Origin of the sequence: Neisseria sp. P0009.S008 (assembly GCF_051958615.1) — a bacterium.
Taxonomy (GTDB): Bacteria; Pseudomonadota; Gammaproteobacteria; order Burkholderiales; family Neisseriaceae; genus Neisseria; species Neisseria subflava.
Genome location: NZ_JBQCVG010000010.1, coordinates 25,892 through 50,721, shown reverse-complemented (window position 1 = coordinate 50,721; position 24,830 = coordinate 25,892). Strand labels below are relative to the sequence as shown.

Here is a 24,830-nt window from a genome sequence, read left to right as displayed (position 1 = left end):
GCCGTCAAATTCCTACTTCGTCACATTCAATACACTTAATAAAATCATCTAATATTGCAATCCCATCTGATAAAGTTTTGCTCTCTTCACAAAAAGAATAGTACAAGATGCCGACCAGCAAAAGATATTGCCCAACTACGAACTTTCCGGAACGCATGCACTCATCCAATTTTCGCCTCAAGTCGTTATAAAGTTCTAAACCCAACAGCGAATACAATGGCGAGAATTCCAACTGTCTTTGCAGGTACCACCGAGCTTTTTTCAAATCTTCAGTACCGTTCTTATCCTGATATCGCCAAATATACTTGAACGCATTACCCATATTGAAATTCATATTTTCCGTAAATTCGATGCACTCATACGGCTGCTGGCGGTAATGTGCCGGATTGATATTGTCTTTTTCCATCATCACGCCGCCTCTTTAACTTCCACAGGATAAAACACCGAAATACCACGATAAAAACGCTCATCGACCAAACCCTCGTCGCAAAGCGCATTAATATCGTTTCGCGCAAAAATCCAACCGCTCCAACGCCATTTGCCAAATACCTCATTGGCAACAGCCGTGGCCGTACATCCCGGATTCTTCCGGATATACGCTAAAACCTCTTTCTTATTTGACGTTTCCATAATATGTAATGTGTAAAATCAAAAAACCGCCCGAAATCTGCCGTTCGGACGGTTTTTTATCTTGGCTCGCACTAAAAAACGCAGCCGCAAGCCTTAGCTGCACCCCAAGAAGTCGGGCAACGCCGTATCAAGCCCTAATCAGAATAAAATAAAGCAGAAGAGCGTTTTGGGGCGTACGGTTTACGCTTAACCGACCTAGAAACCCGACTATACGCCGGGTAAATTGCGAAACGGCTCCAACAGCCGCCGAGCGGCACGCGGTAATCCGACCGCGCCATCTTCACGGGTAGAATACAAATACCCGACCATCAGCAAAATAGCATTGCGGATAGAAGAATTCAGCACTACACCATCCGCCTTACCTGCTTTAGCAGCTTCACTTGCCGCCGCCTCGTCTTGATACAAAGGGCGGTTCAAATAAGCCGCACAGTCAGACACAGCCGCTTCGTAATAAAGACGAATCAAATCGTCCTCATCATCCCCGTCAACACGAAGATGAAGCTTGACCAATTCGAGGGTTATCATTGCTGTTCAGTCTGTTGACTGCCCTTATCGCCGTCTTGACCCTCGCCTTGACCTTCGCCCTGACCTTCGCCTTCGCCGGTCTGCTGAGTATCGGTTTTATTGCCCGCACCACCATCCTGCTTATTGTCGGGCGGCGGGTCTTCAGGCAGCTTCGAATCGCCTTTCTTACCGCTGACACAACCTGCTTCTTTCGCAGCCTCCAGCAACTCAGCCGGCACTTCATCGCCTTTTTCATACTGAACAGGATAAATCTCCCCATCAGGGACACCCAAAAATGGTTTGGTAAATTTAGCCATCACATTTCCTTTTCAAATAAAAATACCGCCTGAAAACTAAAACGCCGCCGCCCATACAGGCGGAAGCTCGTTTCAGACGGCCTGTTCAAATTAAGCCGCCACTTTCAGCAACACGCAGGCTTCAGGGTTATCCACACCGCCGCCAACGCGTTTAGTGGTATAGAACTGAACAAACGGTTTGTTCGTATATGGGTCACGCAGAATGCTCACACCCTTGCGGTCAAGAATCATATACGCGCGGTTGAAATCGCCAAAAGCGATACACAGCGCATTCGCGGCAACATCAGGCATATCGGCGACTTCATAAACCGGATAGCCGCACAACGTGGACGGCTGGTCTTGCTGATAGCTCGGCTGCCACAGGTAATTGCCCTGACCGTCTTTCAGCTTGCGGACGGCGGCAAGCGTTTTGCGGTTCATCATAAAGCCCGCACCTTGCGAGTATTCGGCAGGCAGCGAATAAACCAAATCAATCACCGAATCGGCAGTAACCGCTGTCGCATTGCCGGATTTGACAACCTTGATTGCGCCCAGAGGGTGCTTGGTCGCATTGGTGCCGCCTTCGGCATAGGTCAGCAAGCCGGTCGGTTTGCCTTTTTGGCCGTCGCCGCTGATAAAGGCTTTGTTTTCGGCCACTGCAAACTCGGTTTTCACTTCGTCTGCAAGGAATGCTTCGAGATTGACTTCGGCGTCGTCCAGCACCTGCTGCGTTGCGGCAGGATTGGCGTAGATTTCGCCCGTATCGAAGTCCAAAGACTTGAACGTCGGCGTATCAGTCTTGGTGCGGGCATCTTCTTCGCCCACCCAGCCGCTGCCCGCGCCGTGCATATTGTACAGTTTGCTGAATTTCGGCTTCGAGGTCGTCTGAACCTTAAACAGCTTACGCAATGGCGATACGGTACGCAGCTTATCAGTAATGGTGCGATCCCATTCCTTCGGCACCAAATAGCCACCGTTGGAATCGTCCGATTTTTTCAAATCCGCGCGTACTTCGCCGGACTTCATAAACGACACAGTCGCATCAACCGCCGCCTGCGCTTCCTTATCGAGTTTGCCAGCACCGCCATTCATTTGCGCGGCGGCCATTTGCACAGATAAGTCGTCGATAGAGGCTTGGAGTTTGGAAATTTCGGCTTCGGCTTTGGCTGAAGAAGCTTTGGCTTCTTCACTACCTTGCTGCAAAGCGGCAATTTCTTTTTCCTTGCTGGCTTTGAATGCAGCAAAGGAGCTGTTCAATTCCGCGAGCAACGCGCCCACATCAGGCGCAGTATTGCCGGCATCGGCAAATGCGGCAAGTAAGCCGCGGGCGATCATTGATTTTTTCATAACTAACCTTTCATGGTTTGAATTAAATTTTGCAAGGCTTGCGCCGTCTTCAAATCGCCGCCAGCGCACGGCTTGACGGCAGGTTCGGCAGCGCGGGGCGTGCCGTGGAATAAATTGTTGAATACATCGCGGCGTTGGGCGCGACTGTATCCCTGTTGGGCAAGGCTGGATTCAATCAAAGCCATCGCTTTTTTCTGTTCGCCATCGCCGGACTGCTCGATTTCCTTCACATCGATTTCACCGTCGGCAAAACCATCCTCAAGGGCTTTCGATTTCCCAATCCAGCTTTCACGATCCATCATGCCCACGATTTCCGCTTTCGAGAGCTTGGCGCGGGCAGCATACAAATCAGCCATCGCGTCATCAATTTGCGCCAGCGTTTCAATACTGCCCGCCAAATCGTGCCGGTTGCCAATCGCAAGGCTCCATGCGTTGTGTATCATCAGGAACGAACCTTCGCCCATCAGAATCTCGTCGCCCGCCATCGCAATCACGGAGGCAGCAGAGGCGGCAAGACCGACAATCTGAACCGTTACCTTTGCCGGATGTTGCACCAACAGGTTGTAGATGGAGATACCCTCGAAGTAGTCCCCGCCCGGGCTGTTGATGTTGACGACGACCTCTTTGTCGCCGATAGCACGCAGAGCGGCGGCAACGCGTTTAGCCGTCACCCCTTCGCTCCAAAAGCTCTCGCCGATTTGGTCGTACATCGTGATGACATTGTCGGTTTCGGTTTTCGCCTTAACCCCGCTGTCCCAACGGTTCGCCGCATCAGGGCGCATATCGAAAGACAGCGATTTCGGCATAGTAGACAACGCACTAATTTGAGGCAGATTTTTCAGGCTCATTATTCTTTCCTTGTTGCGCCTGCCGCAAAGTATCGGCAGACTTATCTGTTGATTTCGGCAGGTCGGAAATTTCGCGCACTTCGTTTTGCGTCATCCATGCGCCGTGTCCGCCGCTGCCCAAAGCTTTGGCAAAAAATTCCGCCTGATTCTCCAAGCTGCCGCGCAACAGCGCACCGGCATTAAACTTGAATATCAAGCGGTCTTGCTCAGCAGGCGTAAGCAGAGATCGCGTCAACGCCTGCTCCCACATCGTGAACCAAGGTAGAAGCCCGTATTTCAGGAAAAACACCCCCAATTCACTGATACCGCTGCCCCATGACGTATCATCCATCATCAGCAACGGACGCGGAACACCAAACATCCGCGCAATTTCCTCGATTTGATGGTTTCGGTTTTCAATATGCTGGGCATCAGAAGCAGTATTGCCCCATTTTTCCGCCTTCAGTCCCTCTTCCAAAATCATAAAACGGCCGGCATTCGCTTTGCCGCTATACCGCTTCTGCAAGGATTCCTGAAGCTGGTTGTACGCCTTATCACTCAACGCCTTGTCCGTTGCCAGATAACCGCCGGCCATCACCCCTTCCGAGAAAATACGGCTCGCCGCATCCTCCGCATCGAAAGCAATCCCCAACGCCCGCTTCGCCAACTTCACACGGCTCATTCCCTCCAAGCCGTCGTCGGTCAAATCGCGCAGATGCAATATCTCGTCCGCCTCAAAATCCAGCAAACCGCCGTCTTTGCGCGTAACCACATAATGCACGCTCCAGTCATCACGCTGCTTAACCTGCACCGCAGTCGGATGAATCGGTACAAGCTGGATGACCTGACCGCGCGAACGGATAATCCGCGCATACGCATTGCCATATTGCAAGACATGGCTTTGCATCAAACTCTTGAACTCATAGGCCGTCTGAAACTTATTCGGCTGCCGTTTCAGCAGTTTCCAAACAGGATGTTCCGTAGCAGTCTCACGCCCGTCATCGTTATGCAGCACATTCAACGGCAACATCCCGATACTTTGGCTGATTAACGTAATACACCGATAAAGCGCGGCATTGCACAAAGCCTTTCGCCCATCAATGCCTACGCCACCGCCGATTTGGCCGCTGCGGATAAATTCCAACAATGCAGGGTCATTCAACCCCTCAAAAACCAAGCCGCCCGAGTCAGCACGCGGGCGGCTTTTGTTTTTGGATTTCTTTTCTTTCGCCATATCCTATCTCACAACATTCTGATTCCGCGTGTTTCATAAACCGACGCGCCACGGGCTGTCGGATTCAGCGACAAAAGCGACACCGCGTTAAACATCGCCATCAACGGGTCGATTTTCGCCGAGCCGCTCGCCTGCTTGGTAATCAAAATACCATTGGCACGCGGCTCGACACGGGCATTACCGACCACCCAATTCATCATCGCGCTGCCGTTATGGATAAAACAGCCTTCAGCAAGCTTGCGCTCAGCCGTCTTAATCGCCGCACCCAGCTTCCAGCCCTGCGACACCCCGACAACCGCATCTTCCGGAACGCCATATTCCAACATAGCGTCTAAAATCGCACCGACCCCGTGCGGGTCAAGACCGCATTTATCCAGCAAGCCGCTCTGATAAACCCGAGCCGCCAACCCCGCCACCTCATCGCTGTCGTCGCCGATACGGTTGACGATGGTCAAATCCCCATGCTTGGCAAAATCCAACAACGCCGGCGCGATTTCCTTGCGCCGCTCCAACACCGACGGATGCGCCCAAGCATGAAACCACGCCGCCCACATCCGTGGATTGTCTTTCAGACGGCCAACGGCAGAAATTCCCAGCAAGTCGTCCAAACCGCCGCCGTCCACACCAATGTCGATGACTTCACAGTGTTCCAGCATCCAATCCAAGTCGATTTCGGGATTTTTTCCACTATCCTCCCAAAATTCCGCACCCGCCCATCGGTCATTTCTCAAATTCATACCGACTTCGACATTCAGATGCTTGGCGTAGAACTCCATCAACGCTTCGCCGCCCTTGCTTTTAGCTTTGGCAAGCATACCCGTTAATGTCTGCGTATCGACCGACGCGCCCAAATTAGGATTGGTAATGTAGAAATTCTCAGGGTTTTCGTAAGCCTTACTTTCCAACATCGCCTTCGGGAACTCATACAGCACAGGCATATATTGCGGGTTGATGATTTTTCCGTCCCGAACATCACGCGCCAAATCCAATTCAGCCTTAAACACACCCGCCGGCGGCTCGGTTGACTGCGTAGAGAGCTTAATCACAAACCCGTCGATACGCGACAGCAGACCGCCTGTCGCCTCCGCAATCATTGATTCCGCGCCCGCAACCTTCCCGAACAAGTGAAGCTCGTCGATCAGGACGCCGGTTGCCTTCTTACCGCCGACAGTCTTATCGTCAGCCGCCACCACCTTCAACGTCGCTCCCGTTACCGCGTTCGTGATGGTTCGGGTATGCTGTTGGACGTGGTACGTTACCGACAGATACGGGTCAAGCGTAATCATGTCCCGACACGGAATAAAGCTGTTGTCTGCCACCTCCTTAGTCGGCGCGAGAATCAAATATTCCGAACTTTCGCGCTCGTCCAGTTCGATGGCCGTCATCATCATGGCGGCGGCTATTGTTGACTTCGTGTTCTTTTTCGCAATCAACAAGAAAAAATCATTGATATCCCGCCGATACGTCGTCGGATTTTGCGCGCCAAACATCGCACCGGCAAAGTCATACACCCAATCACGGGTCACTTCCCCGATGGTCGGCTGACCCAACACATCACGAAGCCGCAACCGCTCCATAAACGCAACGGCGCGATTCGCCATCACAGGATAAAGCGGCTTGACCGGAACAATACTTTCCCCGGCAATGATACGGCGCTCCCAATCGGGCAGGGCGGTCGTCCATTTCGGAGGGGATGTGTTCAATTCCATCGTTTACCCCCACCAACCGGCACATGACCATGCCCTTGAATTTCATCCATCGGGAAAAAATCCCCCACCGCATTCCCTTGACGGCGACGCTCCCTTAAAGATAACGCCTGTTCGCGAGCGGCATCCTTTTTATTAACCGACGCAGGCTTGGCTTTCGTGTATTTCGCCTTTTCCGACGCCGCAGCGTGTTTTTCCTTTGGCGTTGTCCACGGGTCCATCATGACACCTTCCCAATACTCCACAGGGTCAAGCGATACCCGCAACTTGTCGCAAACTGCCTTAACAATGGCGCAGAATTCAGAATCTTCCGTATCCATCGAAGCAATCCACGCAGAAACGCCGTCGGCAGTGAAAACAGCCGTATTCCCACGCCCCATCTTCGCAATCGAAGCCGCAATTTCAGATACAGAATCACAGTCCGCATCACTTTCTAGCCACTCAGCCACCGCCCGCGAACAAAAAAGCGGCAGTTCGTTTTGCTGTCGAACTACCGCCTGATTCCCTTCTTGCTTCGCCTCCGGCTGGGAATCATCGCCGAAATAATCAGGCCAAAAAGACCGGATATAATCCTTTACCCTAGGGTCTGCCATACACCGCGACCCAGTAGCCGATGCGCTGCCCTCGCTACACCCAATAACCAAAGCCGCATCCCTATTACTGATTTTGACAGGTTTCGCCGAAACAATAGCTTCAGCAAACCTTAGCTTTTGCCCCTTCAACCTAGCCATAATAAATCCTAAAAACAGCCTGAAACCCAAGCCGTTAAACAATTCTTAAACAAATTACCTTTAACAAAAACACCAAAAAACCAATAAAATATACGCATGGGAGGGCGGGGGGTTTCCGAGGGTAAGCCCTGTGAACTTTTGACACCCCCTACCCTACCAGCGACGATTTCGCCGGCGATTTTCCGAAACAGATTTTTCCAAGTGGCAATCTTTGCAAAGCGTTTGCAAGTTTTCCACATCATCCGCACCGCCATCAGCGAGCGGAACAATATGGTCACACTCAGCATCACTTGGCAACACCACCCGACCGCACTGCCGGCACTGATACTGGTCACGCAGTAGCACGGACTCACGCAAAGCTTGCCATCCACGACCGCGCATACGCTTTTCCGCCGTCTTTGGCGGATGCTTCACGGCGATTCTGTTTTGCTCAACAGGTCGGAGCCGTGAAGCAACTTGTTTTAAGCGACCCATAAAATTCTTTCCAAACGCAAAAGGTCGTCTGAAATTCAGACGACCTTTAATAACAGATAGGGATTCTACAAATGATGAATAAAAAAAGCGGCATCGCACCTGAACGCACGAAACCGCAGTTTTCCATAATTTAAACAAATTATTCCAAGAAGTGCAAGCTCTTTAACAAGTATTTAACAGCTTTAAGCACTTCTTTCCGCTTAACGCATTCATTAAAAAGCGTTTTGCATCTTCCAGATATTTATAAAATGTGCTAACGCGGCAACCACATCTAGCAGCTTTTGCCTTGGATGTTGTATCCGCCACCGCTTCAACACCGCGTATAGAATATTGAGCCAGCAACACCTCCCGATGAAAAGCAGGTAATCCCATGACTGCACGGTCAATATCAGAAAATACCGAATCAGAATCTACACCATAAGGCAAAGGCATCACGCCACCGCTACCAGTATTCACCTCACCCGCCATCAAACGATTCAAGCCATTTGAACTATAACCCAAACCATGATCATTACAAATGGAACGCCAACGCGCCCATTTAAACAACAAATCATCTAAAGTCATTCAATCCTGTATCAATCTCGCCATACAGTTACCCTGTAGCCCCATCAATTAACGCAGAGCTTTGTTTTATATGAATGAAATTATATCAAACCAAGCAACAACAACCAACAAAAATTAGATTGTCCACATTTTTCAAAATTTTTATCTGGTTTGTCCATACTTGTCCAGGGTGTTGTCCATAGCAAAAGCCTTATATTTATTGGTTTGTCCAGTTTGTCCATACTTTTTAAGTAAGTCCGTATGCGGAAGTAAAAAATAAAAATAAAAAACCATGTATACACAAAAAAGCGCGTAATGAAAAAATCATTACGCGCGTATAAGGTTTTGACCTATGGACAAACTGGACAAACTGGACAAACCACGTTTTATAAGGCTTTCAGAAGACCTCATAATATGGACAAACCATCAAAAATATGGACAAACCAAAATTACAACGACAACTTTTCTAAAATGCGGCTAAATTCCGCCACCTGATTGCCGTAATAATCCATCTTACTGACAGCATCCTCCGAATCACGGGCAGTATTATCTGTGTTGGGCTGCGGGAAGAGCTGCTGCATTTCCGGGCGCAACCAATTATGTGGCACCACAAAGATACGCAACCTCTTCTTGTCATATCCATTCATTCTAACCCAAGTTCTCACATCTTGTAAGCGCTTAGCTATATTTGAATAAAAATTCTTCTGGGTCATACTAAAAGTCTTAGTATCGTAGCACCATTTCTTGTAAACCTTCCACAAATCCGCCGCCGCACAAGTAATAAAAGGCACATCAATATCACCATTATACCAATCATCCAAAAACGCCTCCCAACCCGGCTTATTCAGATTAATCATTCGGCGTTTAATAGGCGTCATCAACGGCTTAGAATGCGGATTAAACGGTACACGCTCCCCCTGATCATTGGTGTACATCAACGGCAAAGCACATAAAAACGCAGCAAATTCCTCAATACCGCCATTTTTCAATTCCGCATCCAAATTAGTATACATATCATCCGTGAATTTCCGACTACAACCCGACACCATAAAACGACGGTCATTTGATTCAATCGGTATCGAACGTTCGTCATTCGAAAAAATGATATACGAATTATAATCCGAATGTTTTTCAGCATCGCGCCCTTTGCGCTCCACCATAATCACATCACTCGTAATCATATTTTTAAGCTTACCGATGATATTCATTCGCTCATCAGACGGACTGATCTCTTCAAAAATTGTAACCAACGCAAACAGCAAAACCGCATTAAAGCGAGATTCCAGCGCATTTTGGTCAAGTTGGCGCAAATAATCACCAAATAAACCCTTAACAACACGCTCGCCGAACGTCGATTTACCCACCCCCTGAGTTTCAGAGATGAAAACCAAAGCCGTTGCAGGCTTACGTTCAGGCCAGCGGAAACGGCAAGCCAACCAATTCAAAACCCACTCAACAGATGCATCAGCCTTATTACCATTGCCGGCACATAAATTTTCAATCAAGCCAATAATATGCTTACACCCGGGGAAACGCACCTTCAAATCATCAATCGACACATCCTTGGCCGTCTCAACCTCCGGGAAAACCGCAGACACAGGAAACCCACGAAACATATTGATATAATTGACTAAATTATCATCATTAAACGATACTCCACACGGCAAATCAGGCTCAAAAACATAATTTGAGATCGGGCATACCATTCGCGCCGGAGATTTCGACCAATCATCAAACTGCTCCGGCCAAGCCGCCTTTACCGCCGCCAACGACACAACCGAATCCAGCTTAATATCAAAAGCATCAGTTGTCCCATCCAAATAAATATAGCGGTTGATCATATCAGCGAACATATCATCAATCTTGGCCAACGCCTCCAACTTCAACCGCTTACCGATGATTTCAGCCTCAAATTCCTCAACCTTTTGCCGTTTAGCCTTATAAGACCAACCAAGCACCGCCTCTTTGCCGAAAATCTTGCCCAACTGACGAAAACTAAAAATTTCCCCTGTTTTCAAAGAGATAACACGCTCCTTCAAACCGACTTGAGCAAAATTATCCATCAACTCCTGCATAACCAAACCTTCACGGCTACCAACAGACGAATGATCAACATCCACCCCCGCGCCGCCCCCTTGGTCTTGTGGGTGCGGTGCATCGCACCCACTCATATTATCAGAAGGGCGCGGGAAGATTGCCGGGTCGGAATCATCCACAAAAGGATACGTCCGCAAAGCGGACATCACCGCCCGAACACTGGTCAGCGGCTCAGTATCTACAAGTACATCCGCAATATCGTAGCCACTTGGCCAAATGCCCGGACGCGGAATATCCGCGATTTCGACCGAACAGCCCAAATCAACCAATACCGCCGCAATACCCAACATCGCCGCCATACCCGGCTGTTCCAAATAATCTAAATACGGCATATCCCATTCGCTCAAACCCTCTTCGGCATCTTTTTTGGAACGTTTCCGCCGCTGACTATCACAATCCGGCCAACACACCACCCTACGGCCGGCAAGCGGCTGCCAGTTGGATTTTTTCCAACCATTTGCACCACCGTGCCAAGACACCGCAACATAATCAGCCAAATCATGGCAATTTGCCGCCGCATCCCGACATTTCTCCCCCTCGACCAACAAAACAGGCGCATTCGGGCGGCGTGCCAAATCATCCAAACCATACAACGGCAAAGGCTCAAGCACACGACGATTCCGCCATTCCTGCTCGCCCTTGCCATTCTGGCACCATGCAAACGGCAGGTCTTCCTTATGCCCGTCAGTACCTATAAACCGCTGAATAACCATCAACGGACGGCCCTGCTCATCACGATAAACCGCCTGCCGATCAACCCTCTTATCCCTAGCTCGGAATTTGAACGACGATGAACCACGCAAAAAGCCCAATTTCGCCTCATCCACCGGCACAATCGGCGTCCACGTTTCCCGCGCCCGACCAGATTTACCATAGTTCGGCGTACCATCCCAAAGAACACGCTCCACCGGCTCAAAGCCACCGATATTCAACCGTTCGGCCACAGCACGAAGCGCATCTCCCTGATTACCGTGCGTAAACAAATAAGCATAGAGACTGATCAGATCCCCGCCGGCATCATCAGTCGCATAATCAGCCCATGCGCCCGAATGCGTATTCACCGCAAATGAACCCAAATGACGGTCCGCGCGTGTCGGATTCAGCGCAAAAAACTCATGCCCCTTATACTTGCCACCGGGCAACCATTCCGCAAGCAAATTATCCACCGCATTCAAAGCAGCATCAGCAACAGATTTAAAGTCTAATTTATTCATTTCAGACGGCCTTATACAAAATTTAGGCGTAAAAAAAGCCTGCCCCCCCCTCTAATGGAAAAGGCAGGTGGAAAAACATCCCGACATGGCGTATCGGAATCAGGGGTATTTCAAGACACAGTCACCAAAGCGACAGAATTAACGCAAAGCCAAGCCGGCACCGCCGCCCTCAGCTTCCAAATCAGCCCAAAACCTTAACCAAGGCTGGGCACGCGCAATTTTGAAATCCAGCGAACGGCGCTCCAAAGCCAACTGAGCCGCCAGCTTACGCGCCTCATCGGCAGTACGCGGCACCGACAACTCAAACGGAATCACCGAAGACGGCAGCTGCTTCGGGCAAACCGCCGATATAGCCGTCCGACCCGATACCAACGCATCAAAGGCACGGACAACCTGTAGATGAAATTTCGGACTAATCCACATCGCATAGCTGTAAACCAACTCACGGCAGGCGAAAGTCCCTTGATTTTTTCCAAAACCTTTAATGGTTTTAATAAGTGGTTGATTTTTCATTGAACCCCATATCTGGGGTTCACTAAGTGATTGATTTTTCATTGAACCGCAAATCTGCGGTTCACATTGTTCAAACTCCAACTCTCGAATTAGCTCAGATGTTTGCAATAATCTAAGCCACCGATTCGGCTCATATCGTTTTTCACCGCCTGAAACCTTATGCAAATCATTCAGGCAATACAAACCATCTGAAAGGCGAATGGTCTTATCGGCAATTACAATTTCATTCATTTCACACCTCAACTAATTCAGGCCAAATCTCTTGCCAGTCATCCGGGCGGAGGTCTTTGCGGGTAACCTCTCCATCGGTGGCGGCCTCAATCGCAGCACAACGGACTGGCGGAACGGGGCGGCGGCCTGAAGCCCAACTACTCACATCTGGCGCATGAGCATCGATTTTTTCGGCCAGCGCTACCAGCGAACCACGCCCGCCGCGCTTTAGGTATTCATTTAAATTCATTTTTATCTCCAACGTTTTTTATAGTTTAGCGAAACGCTAAATAAAAAGCAAGCGTTTCGCGTATAGTATAAATTTAGCAAATTGCTAAAATACAACATCAGAAAGGGAAAATTTATGAAAACTATCGAAGAAACCTACCGCCAACGCCTGCAAATGCTAATTGACGAATACGGCGGACAAGGCAAATTGAGCGAAGCCATCAACAAATCAGCCTCTCAAATTAGCCAATGGCTGAATGCCTCCCCTGATTCTCGAACCGGCAAGCCGCGCTCGCTCAAGTCTGAAACAGCGCGCGAGATAGAAATTGCCACCGGCAAACCGCGCGCATGGTTTGATCAGCCGTTGGATAGCGTAATGATGTTAGGTGATGGCTATATTGTGCCGGAAGGATATATTAAATTCAGTGTGTTAAATGTTAAGGCCACAATGGGTGTAGGAACATTAGACGATACACCGGTTGAGATTGTCGATTTTGTGGCCGTAGCTGAATCATGGGCAAAAACACATTTTGGCGGCGCAATATCACGCATCCACATCATTACTGGCACAGGCGATTCGATGAGTGGCACAATAGAGTCCGATGAAATCCTATTTGTAGATACCGGGATTGATTATTTTGATGGAGATGGGCTTTATGTTATCCATACTCCAGCGGGCAGAAGAGCCAAACGCCTGCAAATGACCTCAACCGGGGTTTTGCTGATAATAAGCGATAACCCCAAATACCGCGATGAAGAAGTTCGCCCGGAAGATGCGGATAATATTCATATTATTGGGAAAATAAAGGGGAGCTGGGGTTTTAAACAATTTCGATAACGCCATTTCTCTCAATAAAGGCTACCTGAAATTTCAGGTAGCCTCTTTTTTATATTTTTTTGCAAAACGCTAAAAAATATTATCTTGCAAATCAAAACGCTATAAAATAATACGCGTTACGCTATTGCTTATATATTAGCGTTACGCTAATATTGATTCCATCAAAACGAAACACCAAGGAATCAAAAAATGAAAACGAAAAGCACCCTGCAAATACTGAATGCCGAATTAAACACCTGCAAAGCAAACGCCCCGCGTGAAAAAGTAATGGTGGCCGGCGGCTGGTTTATCAAAGAAACAGCCGAACAGACCAAAAAAGACCTGAAAGAGTTTAAGGCGTTTGTGAAAGAAAAATTTAGGCAGCAGGCTTCCGACTTGGTCGTCTATTTCGGCCACTCAAGGCAAAAGGCCGAAGCCGCCGCCCTGGAAACGGCAAGAAGCCGCATCAAATGCTGGAAAGAAGCGAAGGCATAAGACACCCCACCCCCGAAAGGGGCGGCAGCCGGAACGAAACGGCTACCCGCAAAAACAGGCGGCCAGTTTTTCGACGCGCGTCAGCTTCGGCAAATCCGCCGAATCGACATTTAGTTTGATATAGGCCGCCAGTTGTGCGGGATTGTGCAGACAGGCAGGCGGATGGGAATCATCAGCCGCGATATTCCGGGAATTCCCCAGCAAAGTACGCAGCGGCCCGTTCGCAAAGCGTCATTTCCCGCTGCGGCGGGTATGTAGGCGGCATCCGGTTCAACATAGCGCAGGCGGCCAGATAGGCCGGATGGGCAAGCAGGCCGATGGCATCGGAATCGGCAGGCAGCATTTCGTTCATCCGGAATTTGATCTGCGCCGTATCCAAATCCGGTAAATCCGCATACAGCCGCGAATAGGAAACAAACGCCTGTTTGGACTGCACAGCCTTAACGCCGGGAGCGTAAACAAACTGCAAAACAGAAACCGCTGCTACTGCCAATCCGAGGCAGGTTGCAGAAGCAAACGAAGCCATAACGGAGGCGGAAAGCAGCAGCAGCAGCATGGAACACAGCTTATCCAGTCTGCCCCAAAACTTGTACATCATTTTTTCGTAACAGAAAGAATAGGCTACCTTAAAAACCAAATCTTGGCACTCTTCGTCGGACATTTCGACACCTCGCACAGTTATTTCCCCGGCGGCTCAACCGGTTTCGGCGGCACTATGCGCGGAACGTGGCTCTCCCGACTCGGAGTCGGGCTGTTTGGCGCAGGCGGCAGGGAAGGTTGGTTAGACATATTTCACCTCTTTGTGGTGGGGTTGATTGGTACTCGTATCTTACCACGACGCAAGCGTGCGTTAAACGCCAAGCCGTTGCAAGGACGGCAAAAATTTGAAACTCCTGCCATGCGGCAGGCCGACAGAAAAGGAAAATACCCATGAAAATCTACCCAGTCATGCTGCCGTGCCACGGCGGCGAAGACGTCGAAATCGCCTCCATCGCCGAAACAGAAGATGGACGGTGCACCATCCTCCGAAACCACATTCAAACCGACAACAAGGCGGACGCGCTGGAAATCATCCGCCAAAGCTGGCCGCAAGCCTATATCGGCGAATCGGTGCGCGAACTCGACTAAAGGGGCGGGGAAATGGCAAAGATTTTTAACTGGCTCCTGTTTTCAACATCCCTACTCATCATTGCCGCATACGGCGGATGCGAGGCACAACCCGCGAACACCGCGCCGCAAACATGGAATGCCGAGCAGGCGGCGCAAGACATTGCCGAAGAAATTCAAAAATCCCTCGCCGATGTAGATATCTACTTCGGACGACCCGACTAAACAAACAAAAGGCCGTCTGAAATTCAGACGGCCACACAAAGGGTAAAAAATGAAAATACGCTACATCTTAATTGCCATATTAATAGCAACAGCAGGCTACATGACAGGCAAAGCGACAGCCAAAGAAACAATTACAGTCAACATCGAATGCCCGCAGGAAGGCTGCGGTTTTATCGATTTTGATAAAAATCCCGAACTAATCGGAGGCGGTCTCGTTCTCGAACCAACAGACCCGAAATAACCATGCCGGCAATAATAATCTTAGCTTTACTCATTATCCAAATCGCCGTCGAACGCATCACCGGAATCCGATTCCGAAAATGGATAGACGGCACCCCACGGAAATAAAACCATGGCAACCAATAAACGCCCGAGCCGTTGAGAGGACGGCATTCCGTTTGAGCAAAACACAGGAATCAGCCTGATTAATTACAACCAATTCCGTAAGGATTTAGTGCAGGCAGAAATCATATAAAGGCATAAAGAAAATGAGCAAAAATCCAAAGCAGCGAGAATTTACATTTAAATATAAGTTTGGCGGAAAAGATTGGTCGGCATCTGTATTTGCTGACAGCGTTGAAGAAGCCAAGCGGAAAATCAGAGCGCAGGCAGCTGCGGTTTACGAGGGTGAAATCGTGGCAAGGTTACCCGTTATGATTAAGGCATCTTGGATTAATCGTTTGATGGGATGGGTGAAGACCAAATGAAAATACTTGACCCCTGCTGCGGCAGCCGCATGATGTGGTTTGATAAGCAAGACCAGCGTTGCCTGTTTGGCGACCTGCGCACCGAAAGCCACTACCTGAAAGACCGTGGCAACCTGCGCCACCTCGAAATCCACCCGGATGTGCGGCTGGACTTTACCGCGCTGCCATTTGCCGACAACAGCTTTAATTTGGTGGTTTTCGATCCGCCGCACCTTGTACGGGCCGGGAAAAAATCATGGTTGGCCAAAAAATACGGCCAGCTCACCCAAGACTGGCGCGACGACATCAGCCAAGGCTTCGCCGAATGCTTCCGCGTGCTCAAGCCCAGCGGCGTGCTGATTTTTAAGTGGAACGAAGACCAAATCAAAGTGCCGCAGATTTTGGCGCTCACGCCGCACCAACCTCTATTCGGACATCCCACCGGCCGCCACGGCAAAACGCATTGGTTCACGTTTATGAAAGAGGCCGTCTGAAAATGCGCGAACTATCCCTGTTTAGCGGTATAGGCGGCGGCATCTACGGCTCGCTGATACTTGGCTGGGAAACGGCCGCCTACGTTGAAAAAGACGAATACTGCCAAGCCGTCATCCGCCAGCGGATTGCAGACGGCTGGTTTAACCAAGGAAATATTTATGGAGACATCGCAGAGTTCAACCGGCACCACGCCGCCGAATATGCCGGCACCATCGACGTACTCACAGGCGGATTCCCCTGCCAGCCTTTCAGCCTGGCTGGCAAACGCAAGGGCACAGACGACGAACGCTACCTGTTCGCTGAAATTGTCAAAACGATTGAGGTTGTACAACCGCGAATTTGTTTTTTTGAAAACGTCCCCGGCCTCCTCACCAGCCCGGCCGTTATCGAAATTTACTGCACGCTCGACAGGCTCGGCTATCGACCCAAACCCCCATTGGTGCTTGGAAGTGCTGACTGCGGAAACATCCACAAACGAGAACGCGTGTGGATTTACGCCGCCCGTCAGGATACCGACCATCGGCGCGAACGAATACAAAGGGGCGGGGCGGGCGAGATACAGGGGCAGCCCAGAGTATCGCGGAGCGAAAGCGTCAGAAGGTTTGAGGACATCCTTTGCCGACCCGATATACCTGACCCCCTCTTTTGCGGAGTGGATGATGAATTTCCCGATTGGCAGCAGCGGCTTAAAGCCGTTGGCAACGGACAAGACCCAATCGTAATGGCAACCGCGTTCAACCTTTTACACGACTATATCGAAAGGGAAAATTAAACGATGGCAACAGTAAACATCCTCATCAGCGACCAACCGGACGGCCTGTTTATCAAACTGACATCGGACGAACTAATGCCGAAAGATGGCGAAGACGGCGGCAGCATTGCCCAGAACGCAGGCCTTATCTGCCTAGCTATCCTTAAACGCGAAATACGGCAGATAACAGGCAAAGAACCAGTTTTGATTGATATCCAATAACCCGCGCAACAACTACCAATCCGACAGGCGGCGGAAATACCGCCTGATGAAGATTCGAAAGGCAGGAAGAAGATGAAAAAATCTATATTAGTGGCATCACTTTTAAGCATCATCGGATGCTCAGAAGTAGAAAATTTAAATGATAAATTATCTATTCAGGAAATCTGCACAAAAAGAGAAGCAATAAAAGAAAGACGGGAAGATTATAAAAACGTCTTTTTACAATGCATGAACAGTCCAAAACGTCTGCAAACTGCTACCGATGATGAAGCGGATATTGTTACAGAATGTAGAATCACTGCGTCTGCCTTATACGATGTTGATTATAAAGAAGATGAATTTATGAAAAAAACAGACATTTATTATCGAGATTGTTTAAAACTCAAACAATAAAAAGGACCAATAAAAAATGACCGAATATGTTTTCAAAATCTACACAGATGAAAATGGCGTGAATTTTAAATCACCTAAAGATTTACAACCATCTGAAGAAACTGTAACCGAAATCTTAGCCGCTTGCGCTGCCGGATTGGTAGAAATATTTATTAAGGATATTTCAAAACATATTAATGACAATCCAAGCGCATTTATTGAATCTGCAGAAACTATGCTCAACAACGCTGCTTTCCTAGCAGGAGAAATAAAATCATAAAGGACCGAGAAAATGTCAAAAATGCCAACAGAAACTAGGCTGATGCTAATCCACGGAAACACTCACATCCCACTGGAAACCGTAGCAAAAGAATATTTGAACCTCAGCCCTGAAGTAGCACGCCGGAAAGCAAATGCACAAAGCTTGCCATGGCCGGTAATCTCAGCCGATGGAAACAAGAAAAGCCCCAAGTTTGTAAGCGTTTCAGCCCTGGCCGAATGGCTAGACCAAATCGAAAGCAAGGCGAAAGACGAATGGGCAAGAGTAAGAAATTAAAAAAAGGCCGTCTAAGTTTCAGACGGCCTTTTCTTTCAGGCGAAAAAAGAGCGATCAGGCTGCTCAGCCCTAACAATTTCATCAGCCTCTTGCAGAGCTTCCATCATCTCCAACACCGGAGGCCTTGCCCGAAGATTGGTATATCGCCTCATACTCTCCCAATCTCCATGTAGCGTGAACTGCTGCATCACTGGGATCGACAAACCCTTTTCAGCCAACCTTGTCGCCCCTTCATGCCTTAAATCATGAAACCGCAGATCATCAATCTTAAGCTCACGACACGCACGCTGCCACAAAGAGCCGACACTCCTGCCCTTATAACCACCAAGCAACAAATCGCCATTCTGCACATTCATTTGCCGCGCAACCTCAGGAGAGCGCATCAAATTAATCACAGCCATTGCCTCATCAGATACCATAAAAGCCTTGTCGTTACCCTTGCTCCCTCTTGGATTTTTCAAATCTCGCACAAGCCAAAGACGGTTTGTCTCATCAAAATCAGACCATCGCAATCGCGCAATCTCATCAAGACGGCGGCAGGAATAAATCGCAAACCACATAATCAGGTGCATCGGCAGGCGTTTCGGATTCACGACCACACGCCGCCATGCCCTCAAGAAATAAACCGTTAATTTCAAAAGCTCATCGTTATTAGGCAAGCGATCACGCCGGCGTGCCTTACCGATGACACGCGCCCTGCGTAAACCCTCCATTGCAACATCAAGCTCAGCCCATGATACATCAAGCCCCCAAACGAAATGCGCGTGCTTAATAATTGAGCGCATATACTGCAAATCACCGTTGATCGTAGATGCAACCACCGGCTTAATACCAAGCTCAGGGCAACCCTTCTGCCGGGCAAAGGCAAAAGCAGAGTAATCAGCACGCGTTAATCTATCCAGCCGCTTATTGGCTATATCAAAATTTAAAATAAAATTGATAACCCCAAGCTTTGTTTCACTGTAATTCGTCCGAACTTCATCAACATACCGCTTTGCAGCCTCCCTGAGCGTAGGGCATAATTCACGCTTGCCATCGTTAAAAAGCAGGTCAGGATTTGACTCAATCTCAAATTCACGCCGCTTTGCCCACTCAGTCGCAAGCGATTTTTTAGAAAAAGTCCGGCTTTCCGAATATGGAGGATAGCCCTCCCTTTTCACACGCACCTGCGCCCTGTAAACAACAGCACCCGACGGATTTGTCCTTTTGGTTATAGTAGCCATTTTTGCACCATGCGGAATAAATATTTAATGGTGCAAGTATGGTACAACAAAAGAACAGATAAAGCACAAAATAAGCGTATAAAAACAGATAAAATACAAAAGAGAATTTTATAAAAATTATTACAAAACAGATAAATGACTAATTTAAAAGAAAATACTAGATTGATACTAGCTCCCATGCAGGGGCTGGTGGACGATGTAATGCGCGACCTGTTGACGCGTATCGGCGGATTTGACGAATGCGTCAGCGAATTTGTCCGCATTACGCACACGGTCCACTCACGCGCCACTTGGCTTAAATATGTTCCCGAAATCGCCCATGCCAACCGCACGACGGCCGGCACGCCCTGTACTGTCCAGCTTTTAGGCAGCGATGCGGAAAACATGGCCGTCAACGCTTTGGAAGCCGTGCGTTTCGGTGCGGACAAAATCGACCTCAACTTCGGCTGCCCCGCGCCGACGGTCAATAAACACAAAGGCGGTGCGGTCTTGCTCAAAGAGCCGGACTTGATTTACCACATCGTCCACACCCTGCGCCAACGCCTGCCGCAACACATTCCGTTGACGGCCAAGATGCGGCTCGGTTATGAAGACAAAAGCCTGGCATTGGAATGCGCTTCCGCGATTGAAAACGGCGGCGCATGCGCGTTAACCGTCCATGCACGCACCAAAGTCGAAGGCTACGAACCGCCGGCACATTGGGAATGGGTGCGCAAAATCCGTGATGCAGTCAATATTCCTGTTACCGCCAACGGCGATGTGTTCAACCTTCAAGACTATCTCGATATTAAAAGCGTCAGCGGCTGCAACAGCGTGATGCTTGGGCGCGGCGCGGTGATTCGTCCCGACTTGGCGCGGCAAATCAAACAATATGAAAACGGCGAAACAGTGAAAGACACCGACTTTGCCGAAGTCTCTTCATGGATAGTCCAATTTTTCGACTTGTGCCTTGCCAAAGAAGCCAGCAACAAATATCCGGTTTCCCGTTTGAAACAATGGCTGGGCATGATGAAAAAAGAGTTTGAACAGGCGCAGGTATTGTTTGACCGCATCCGCGCCATCAAAGAAGCGGATGAAGTGAAACAGATTCTGCTGTCGTTTGAACAAGAGATGCATTCATGATTAAAAAAGGCCGTCTGAATTTCAGACGGCCTTTGATTTCATCACCTACATACATAATCGGCCAACAGTCTGCCTTTTTCCGCACTGGCTGCATTAGCCATGTTTACCTGTCTGGTCTCAGGGCCATTCTTAGATTTCAGGGCTTCGCCATATTTTCTGGCAAATTCTTTATTGGCACTGGTCACCCTTGACTCGGTAGAATCCAACATGAAGCCGTCTTGCTCATATTTGCCTTGCGCAGTAATAATCAAGATATTTTCAGGCGAAGGATAATCCGGAAAATCAATATAGTTGGTAACCAGCTTGTAGGAAACGCCTTTGCCGTGTTTCATATCCTGACAGATGCCGTTAGGCGCGGTAAAGACTGCATGGCCGATCCGGCTACGCCCGAAATCGTAAAAATCGATTCTCTTCGCAGAAGCCAACAGTTTTCTATCGTTGCCGTCATTGATATTTAATGACTTGCCGTTTACCAAAAACAAGGTCGGCAACAAGGGGCTGCCATGAGAGGCTTCCAAATTATATGCTTCGCCCAACAGCTTACCCTGACGATACACAGTCAAAACAGGCTTTTTCAGACCATTTTCCGGATTACCGGTTTTCTTAAAAGAAATCTCCTGAACCACATTGCCAAATTCATAATAAGGCCGCGACTGCACGCCTGTTTTCGTGTCCTGCAGGGCGCTCCAGTCACCGCCCGTAGTTTGGGCGCACGCAGTCACAGCAGCAAACAGAATACCCGATAATAAAACTTTAGAATGTTTCATTCATAAACTCCTTCTCAAGTAAACAAAAGAACGGATGTGTGCCTTTACTGCCTAATTTTGTTTCTTTATTAAAATTTTAGAACCATTGCACTAACTTAGTAAGGGATTAAAGAACAGGCCGTCTGAACATTCAGACGGCCTTGATTAACCTCAAATTTTAAGAAGCCAAAACGCGGGGGAAGAAAATTTCATTTTCCAAGTGGATATGATCTTTCAAATCGTCCACCATCTCTTTGGCCAATGTGTACAAACGGGTCCAGCTGCCACAAGCGCCTTCAGGAAGCTCAAAATTGTTGGTCAATTCTTCCAGACGCGCGATGGCTTGGTCGTGTTCTTCATGCTCGTGCATCATCACGCTGATGGGCATTGCTGCGCCACGGCCCACGCCCTGATTAATCATCGGGAACAACATGCGCTCCTCTTTCATCATGTGCATCAACAGCTCGTTTTGCATATAGGCCAACAAATCGGCCACTTCGGCAGGGAAAGTATCGGCATGAACCTGCGCCACTTTTTGCGCCAGCGGAACCAACTCTTCAAACTGGGCGCGGTGAACGTTGTGATAACGTTGCAGGATATGGTCAATCGTAGAATTGAAAGGCGCGGTTTCCCAAAGGGTAAAGTCGGTCATGGCTGTGTTCCTTTAAAGATTTATATTGAATGAATGTTAGGCGTAAGGATACACGCAGCAATCAGCTTTGTATAGTTTTTTAATTGTTTAATTAATTGATAATAAAAGTTATTTTCAAATTTAAAATAACAAACAGGCCGTCTGAAACATAAGGCTAAAGTTTCAGACGGCCTGTCCTTTTCTTAAATAATCCAACGATATAACGCAATCATCACCGGCATGGTTACCACACAAAGCAAGGTTGTCAGCCCGTAAATCGCGCTGGCTTTTTGGGCATTTTTGCCGTAAACAACCGCCATTTGGGTAACTGTCGAGGCGGCAGGCGAAGTTGTTGCCAAAAAGCTGATTAAAACAACCGTATCCGCATGCGCATCATGATGGGCAAAACCACAAACTTTGACGGCGAAAAGCAATAATATCGGAATCAAAATCAACCTTAAAAAAGCAACAAGATACAGCCTCGGCGTCCACATAATCGAGCGCAGCGGCAAAGAAGCCAAAAGCATGCCCGCCACCAACATGGCAACCGGGCCAATCATGCCGCCTACCGTCGCCAAAGTATTATCGACAATATGCGGCAGCTTGATTTGAAAGGTAAACATCAGCAGCCCGACCAACATGGATAAGATGTTGATATTGGTGAAAATGGTTTTCCAAGCCACATTGCCTCGGCCGCAAATCAATAGGCGCAGATGCGTCCAAAACAAAAACGTCTGCACCATGATAAAACCGCTGGTGTAAATCACCCATTCCGCACCAAAGACCGACATTACCAAAGGGATAATCAGGTTGCCCGAATTACTGTACACCGTCGCCGCGTGTTCGAGCGCATCGAGTTTGAACAAGTGCTTAAACAACCTGCCCAAAACAATCAACACCACATGGAAAAACACTGCCAGCATGACGGAAAGCTTCAGCCCTTCAATAATCTGCGGCGTATTGTCCATCTGAAAAGCATGAATCATGACGGACGGGCTGATCAGATAAAGTGCGATAACAGAGAGCGTGTAGCTGTTTTCCGATTTCAACAGCCCGGCCTTCACCAAGGCCACGCCCATCAAAACAATCAGTGTCAGCTCGGTAATTTTTCCGGCAAGCAGGAAAGAGGTTTCCATAATAAAAAAAGCGGCAAAAACGTTGATTTTACGCTTCTACCGCTTCGCATGCCAAATTCAGACGGCCTCAACATTCAAGGCCATCTGAAATTTTCTACCACAGATAGGTTACGCTGGCTCCACCGCCTGCACCACCCTTAGATGCGCCAACAGCCGAACCTTTCACCAGCCATTTGCCGCTGGCAGATACTTTCGATACTCCGACAGCAAAACCGGCCTTTCCGCGCCAAACGCCGCTGCCAATGGATACTGCACCCTGTCCCGGCTGGTAAGCCTGTCCCAAATTACCCACCGCAATCGCAGCGGCAGAGCCGGCATCCGCACGGTCTTCCAGTTTTTTCATTTCTACACGTGTTTCAGCTCGTATTTGATTGATTTGAGCAGCCACCACCGACTCTTTTTGCTGACTGTCGGCCTGCCATCTTTCCGCAAGCCTTTTGACCTGAGCTACATTTACCGCATCCGTATCCTGAGTACCGGCAGCCACATGGGTAATTTGACGGCTGTCCTTTTCATTGCCAACCGAAACCGCGCCCAATGTCGATTTCCATGCCGTTTCTTCAGATTGACTTGCCGACTGTGTCGCAAAATCATAGCCTGCCTGCCCCGCAGCCGAATCTGCGATGCTTTGCGCACCCAGGGCCACTGCTTTTTCGGCTTTACCTTTGGCTTGGAAACCAAGTGCCAAAGATTTCTCTTCCAAAGCCGATGCACCGCCGCCAACTGCTGTACCCCCTTCTTTACGCACGCTGGAGCTGGTGCCGACAGCCAGACCGTTCAAGGCCGTGGCGGAAGACTCAACACCCAAAGCCACACTGTTTACGGCATTTGATACCGCACGCGTACCGACCGCCACTGCTTGATAACCTTCTGCTTCAGCAGCCGATGCCAGCGCAAGTGATTGAGTCCCACGTGCTTTAGCTCGATCACCTAAGGCCGTTGCACTGAGCGCATCCGCCTCACTATCTCTGCCGATAGCTACTGCATCAATATTACTTGCCTGCGCGCCATTACCTACCGCAACGGCACGCAAAGCCGAAGCCTTGGACAGCAGGCCAACTGCAACGGATTGACCGCCAGAAGCAGCCGCTGCGCCACCGACTGCTACATCATTTGTTCCCTTGGCATGAGCCCGAAAGCCAACCGCCACCGACCGCAATGCCTCCGCCTTGGATTCGCCACCCAAAGCAGTTGCGCTCAAACCGGAAGCGGCAGAATCATAACCCAAAGCAGCCGCCTTATAGCCGCCTGCTTTAGCCTTGTCGCCAACTGCAGTGGCATTTTCGCCCGATACGGATTCTTTACCGACAGCCAAAGAACCCGTCTTGTGCATGGTTCCAGCAACGATACCTCCGTCCGCATACGCAGTACCGAAAAAAAGCGCTAAAGCCAAACACAAAGGTCTGAGCGATACATTCAGTTTCATCTTTATATTCTCCATTTTTTAAATATTAAAAATATCCCGTTCAATCTTATTAATACTTTTGAACTAGTTATATTGTATATATTTTTATTCTCATATTAAATAATTTGAATAGATATTTTGATTTGTGTCATAAATTTCAAACATCCTGGCAAATGTTCTTGTCCATCTTTCTAAACAGCCATCAGTTTCAGACGGCCTGAAGCCTTTTTCCAACAACCCGACATAATTTGCCCTATCGCAAAGCAAATCAATATAAATCTGTCCGT

At 48.9% G+C, this 24,830-nt stretch carries 33 protein-coding genes; 13 read left to right on the top strand and 20 right to left on the bottom strand.

The features are described 5' to 3' along the window. Positions 1-4: 4 nt before the first annotated feature. The 14 genes from ACTHSQ_RS09125 to ACTHSQ_RS09060 form a co-directional block, all read right to left on the bottom strand. A complete protein-coding gene (locus ACTHSQ_RS09125; protein ID WP_440371610.1) occupies positions 5-409 on the bottom strand; it encodes a DUF3310 domain-containing protein in 405 nt (134 codons plus the stop codon). Beyond that, positions 409-630 carry a hypothetical protein gene (locus ACTHSQ_RS09120; RefSeq protein WP_440371611.1) on the bottom strand — a complete coding sequence of 74 codons (222 nt, stop codon included), beginning with the start codon at positions 628-630 and terminating at the stop codon, positions 409-411. Before ACTHSQ_RS09120 ends, ACTHSQ_RS09125 begins: the two co-directional genes overlap by 1 nt. 207 nt (positions 631-837) lie before the next feature. Next, positions 838-1,155 (bottom strand): head-tail connector protein, encoded by a 318-nt coding sequence (locus ACTHSQ_RS09115; RefSeq protein WP_440371612.1) that lies wholly within the window; start codon positions 1,153-1,155, stop codon positions 838-840. Beyond that, complete coding sequence (locus tag ACTHSQ_RS09110; RefSeq protein WP_440371613.1) at positions 1,152-1,451, bottom strand: hypothetical protein; 300 nt, start codon at positions 1,449-1,451, stop codon at positions 1,152-1,154. The genes ACTHSQ_RS09115 and ACTHSQ_RS09110 overlap by 4 nt, the downstream gene beginning before the upstream one ends. A gap of 90 nt (positions 1,452-1,541) precedes the next feature. Next, positions 1,542-2,777: a phage major capsid protein gene (locus ACTHSQ_RS09105; RefSeq protein ID WP_440371614.1), complete on the bottom strand. Its 1,236-nt coding sequence runs from the start codon at positions 2,775-2,777 to the stop codon at positions 1,542-1,544. 2 nt (positions 2,778-2,779) lie between these two features. Continuing rightward, positions 2,780-3,625 carry a head maturation protease, ClpP-related gene (locus ACTHSQ_RS09100; RefSeq protein WP_440371615.1) on the bottom strand — a complete coding sequence of 282 codons (846 nt, stop codon included), beginning with the start codon at positions 3,623-3,625 and terminating at the stop codon, positions 2,780-2,782. Then, positions 3,597-4,838 (bottom strand): phage portal protein, encoded by a 1,242-nt coding sequence (locus tag ACTHSQ_RS09095; RefSeq protein ID WP_440371616.1) that lies wholly within the window; start codon positions 4,836-4,838, stop codon positions 3,597-3,599. The genes ACTHSQ_RS09100 and ACTHSQ_RS09095 overlap by 29 nt, the downstream gene beginning before the upstream one ends. Before the next feature lie 8 nt (positions 4,839-4,846). Continuing rightward, positions 4,847-6,547 (bottom strand): terminase large subunit, encoded by a 1,701-nt coding sequence (locus tag ACTHSQ_RS09090; protein ID WP_440371617.1) that lies wholly within the window; start codon positions 6,545-6,547, stop codon positions 4,847-4,849. Continuing rightward, entirely contained in the window at positions 6,538-7,317 is a 780-nt protein-coding gene (locus ACTHSQ_RS09085; protein WP_440371618.1) for a hypothetical protein, read from the bottom strand. The genes ACTHSQ_RS09090 and ACTHSQ_RS09085 overlap by 10 nt, the downstream gene beginning before the upstream one ends. Positions 7,318-7,428: 111 nt before the next feature. Further along, on the bottom strand, positions 7,429-7,656 hold the full coding sequence (locus ACTHSQ_RS09080) for an HNH endonuclease (protein ID WP_440375951.1): 228 nt from the start codon (positions 7,654-7,656) through the stop codon (positions 7,429-7,431). A 255-nt stretch (positions 7,657-7,911) separates the two neighbouring features. Then, positions 7,912-8,313, bottom strand: a complete 402-nt coding sequence (locus tag ACTHSQ_RS09075) for a molecular chaperone DnaJ (RefSeq protein ID WP_440371619.1) — start codon at positions 8,311-8,313, stop codon at positions 7,912-7,914. Positions 8,314-8,741: 428 nt separating this feature from the next. Beyond that, positions 8,742-11,603: a DUF5906 domain-containing protein gene (locus tag ACTHSQ_RS09070; RefSeq protein WP_440371620.1), complete on the bottom strand. Its 2,862-nt coding sequence runs from the start codon at positions 11,601-11,603 to the stop codon at positions 8,742-8,744. A gap of 138 nt (positions 11,604-11,741) precedes the next feature. Continuing rightward, a complete protein-coding gene (locus ACTHSQ_RS09065; protein ID WP_440371621.1) occupies positions 11,742-12,347 on the bottom strand; it encodes a KilA-N domain-containing protein in 606 nt (201 codons plus the stop codon). 1 nt (position 12,348) lies between these two features. Beyond that, complete coding sequence (locus ACTHSQ_RS09060; RefSeq protein ID WP_063067778.1) at positions 12,349-12,576, bottom strand: transcriptional regulator; 228 nt, start codon at positions 12,574-12,576, stop codon at positions 12,349-12,351. 114 nt (positions 12,577-12,690) lie between these two features. Between ACTHSQ_RS09060 and ACTHSQ_RS09055 the strand changes: the two genes are divergently transcribed. Both ACTHSQ_RS09055 and ACTHSQ_RS09050 read left to right on the top strand, forming a co-directional pair. Continuing rightward, a complete protein-coding gene (locus ACTHSQ_RS09055) occupies positions 12,691-13,392 on the top strand; it encodes a LexA family transcriptional regulator (protein ID WP_223168787.1) in 702 nt (233 codons plus the stop codon). A 189-nt stretch (positions 13,393-13,581) separates the two neighbouring features. Next, positions 13,582-13,866 carry a hypothetical protein gene (locus ACTHSQ_RS09050; protein ID WP_254346696.1) on the top strand — a complete coding sequence of 95 codons (285 nt, stop codon included), beginning with the start codon at positions 13,582-13,584 and terminating at the stop codon, positions 13,864-13,866. A gap of 172 nt (positions 13,867-14,038) precedes the next feature. Here ACTHSQ_RS09050 and ACTHSQ_RS09045 read toward each other — a convergent pair whose 3' ends face one another. Continuing rightward, a complete protein-coding gene (locus ACTHSQ_RS09045) occupies positions 14,039-14,527 on the bottom strand; it encodes a hypothetical protein (protein WP_440371622.1) in 489 nt (162 codons plus the stop codon). A gap of 269 nt (positions 14,528-14,796) precedes the next feature. Here ACTHSQ_RS09045 and ACTHSQ_RS09040 point away from each other — a divergent pair, with 269 nt between their 5' ends. From ACTHSQ_RS09040 to ACTHSQ_RS08995, 10 genes are all read left to right on the top strand, one after another. After that, positions 14,797-14,994 carry a hypothetical protein gene (locus ACTHSQ_RS09040; protein ID WP_440371623.1) on the top strand — a complete coding sequence of 66 codons (198 nt, stop codon included), beginning with the start codon at positions 14,797-14,799 and terminating at the stop codon, positions 14,992-14,994. Between the two features lie 12 nt (positions 14,995-15,006). Further along, positions 15,007-15,198, top strand: a complete 192-nt coding sequence (locus ACTHSQ_RS09035; RefSeq protein WP_440371624.1) for a hypothetical protein — start codon at positions 15,007-15,009, stop codon at positions 15,196-15,198. 49 nt (positions 15,199-15,247) lie between these two features. Continuing rightward, positions 15,248-15,439, top strand: coding sequence for a hypothetical protein (locus tag ACTHSQ_RS09030; RefSeq protein WP_070649557.1), 192 nt, complete (start codon positions 15,248-15,250; stop codon positions 15,437-15,439). 247 nt (positions 15,440-15,686) lie between these two features. Beyond that, positions 15,687-15,905: a hypothetical protein gene (locus tag ACTHSQ_RS09025; RefSeq protein WP_440371625.1), complete on the top strand. Its 219-nt coding sequence runs from the start codon at positions 15,687-15,689 to the stop codon at positions 15,903-15,905. Continuing rightward, positions 15,902-16,378: a class I SAM-dependent methyltransferase gene (locus ACTHSQ_RS09020; protein ID WP_440371626.1), complete on the top strand. Its 477-nt coding sequence runs from the start codon at positions 15,902-15,904 to the stop codon at positions 16,376-16,378. Before ACTHSQ_RS09025 ends, ACTHSQ_RS09020 begins: the two co-directional genes overlap by 4 nt. A 2-nt stretch (positions 16,379-16,380) precedes the next feature. Then, positions 16,381-17,151, top strand: a complete 771-nt coding sequence (locus ACTHSQ_RS09015; RefSeq protein ID WP_440371627.1) for a DNA cytosine methyltransferase — start codon at positions 16,381-16,383, stop codon at positions 17,149-17,151. 3 nt (positions 17,152-17,154) lie between these two features. Beyond that, on the top strand, positions 17,155-17,352 hold the full coding sequence (locus ACTHSQ_RS09010) for a hypothetical protein (protein WP_440371628.1): 198 nt from the start codon (positions 17,155-17,157) through the stop codon (positions 17,350-17,352). A 72-nt stretch (positions 17,353-17,424) separates the two neighbouring features. Continuing rightward, positions 17,425-17,745: a hypothetical protein gene (locus tag ACTHSQ_RS09005; RefSeq protein WP_440371629.1), complete on the top strand. Its 321-nt coding sequence runs from the start codon at positions 17,425-17,427 to the stop codon at positions 17,743-17,745. Positions 17,746-17,761: 16 nt separating this feature from the next. Next, on the top strand, positions 17,762-18,004 hold the full coding sequence (locus ACTHSQ_RS09000; RefSeq protein ID WP_440371630.1) for a hypothetical protein: 243 nt from the start codon (positions 17,762-17,764) through the stop codon (positions 18,002-18,004). A 12-nt stretch (positions 18,005-18,016) separates the two neighbouring features. Next, positions 18,017-18,280, top strand: a complete 264-nt coding sequence (locus ACTHSQ_RS08995; protein WP_070649546.1) for a pyocin activator PrtN family protein — start codon at positions 18,017-18,019, stop codon at positions 18,278-18,280. Between the two features lie 35 nt (positions 18,281-18,315). On the opposite strand, the gene ACTHSQ_RS08990 is transcribed toward ACTHSQ_RS08995, so the two are convergent. Continuing rightward, complete coding sequence (locus tag ACTHSQ_RS08990) at positions 18,316-19,503, bottom strand: site-specific integrase (protein WP_440371631.1); 1,188 nt, start codon at positions 19,501-19,503, stop codon at positions 18,316-18,318. Between the two features lie 135 nt (positions 19,504-19,638). Here ACTHSQ_RS08990 and ACTHSQ_RS08985 point away from each other — a divergent pair, with 135 nt between their 5' ends. Beyond that, the gene (locus ACTHSQ_RS08985) at positions 19,639-20,625 is read left to right on the top strand and encodes a tRNA dihydrouridine synthase (RefSeq protein ID WP_440371632.1); all 987 of its coding nucleotides are present in this window, start codon (positions 19,639-19,641) and stop codon (positions 20,623-20,625) included. A gap of 41 nt (positions 20,626-20,666) precedes the next feature. Here the strand turns inward: ACTHSQ_RS08985 and ACTHSQ_RS08980 are convergent, their stop codons facing one another. From ACTHSQ_RS08980 to ACTHSQ_RS08965, 4 genes are all read right to left on the bottom strand, one after another. Continuing rightward, the gene (locus ACTHSQ_RS08980) at positions 20,667-21,392 is read right to left on the bottom strand and encodes a hypothetical protein (protein WP_003684925.1); all 726 of its coding nucleotides are present in this window, start codon (positions 21,390-21,392) and stop codon (positions 20,667-20,669) included. Positions 21,393-21,549: 157 nt separating this feature from the next. Beyond that, positions 21,550-22,023 carry an iron-sulfur cluster repair protein DnrN gene (gene dnrN, locus ACTHSQ_RS08975; protein ID WP_003681045.1) on the bottom strand — a complete coding sequence of 158 codons (474 nt, stop codon included), beginning with the start codon at positions 22,021-22,023 and terminating at the stop codon, positions 21,550-21,552. A 182-nt stretch (positions 22,024-22,205) separates the two neighbouring features. Continuing rightward, positions 22,206-23,138, bottom strand: coding sequence for an AEC family transporter (locus tag ACTHSQ_RS08970; RefSeq protein ID WP_003685108.1), 933 nt, complete (start codon positions 23,136-23,138; stop codon positions 22,206-22,208). Between the two features lie 94 nt (positions 23,139-23,232). Further along, the gene (locus ACTHSQ_RS08965; protein WP_440371633.1) at positions 23,233-24,564 is read right to left on the bottom strand and encodes a YadA-like family protein; all 1,332 of its coding nucleotides are present in this window, start codon (positions 24,562-24,564) and stop codon (positions 23,233-23,235) included. Positions 24,565-24,830: the final 266 nt, after the last annotated feature.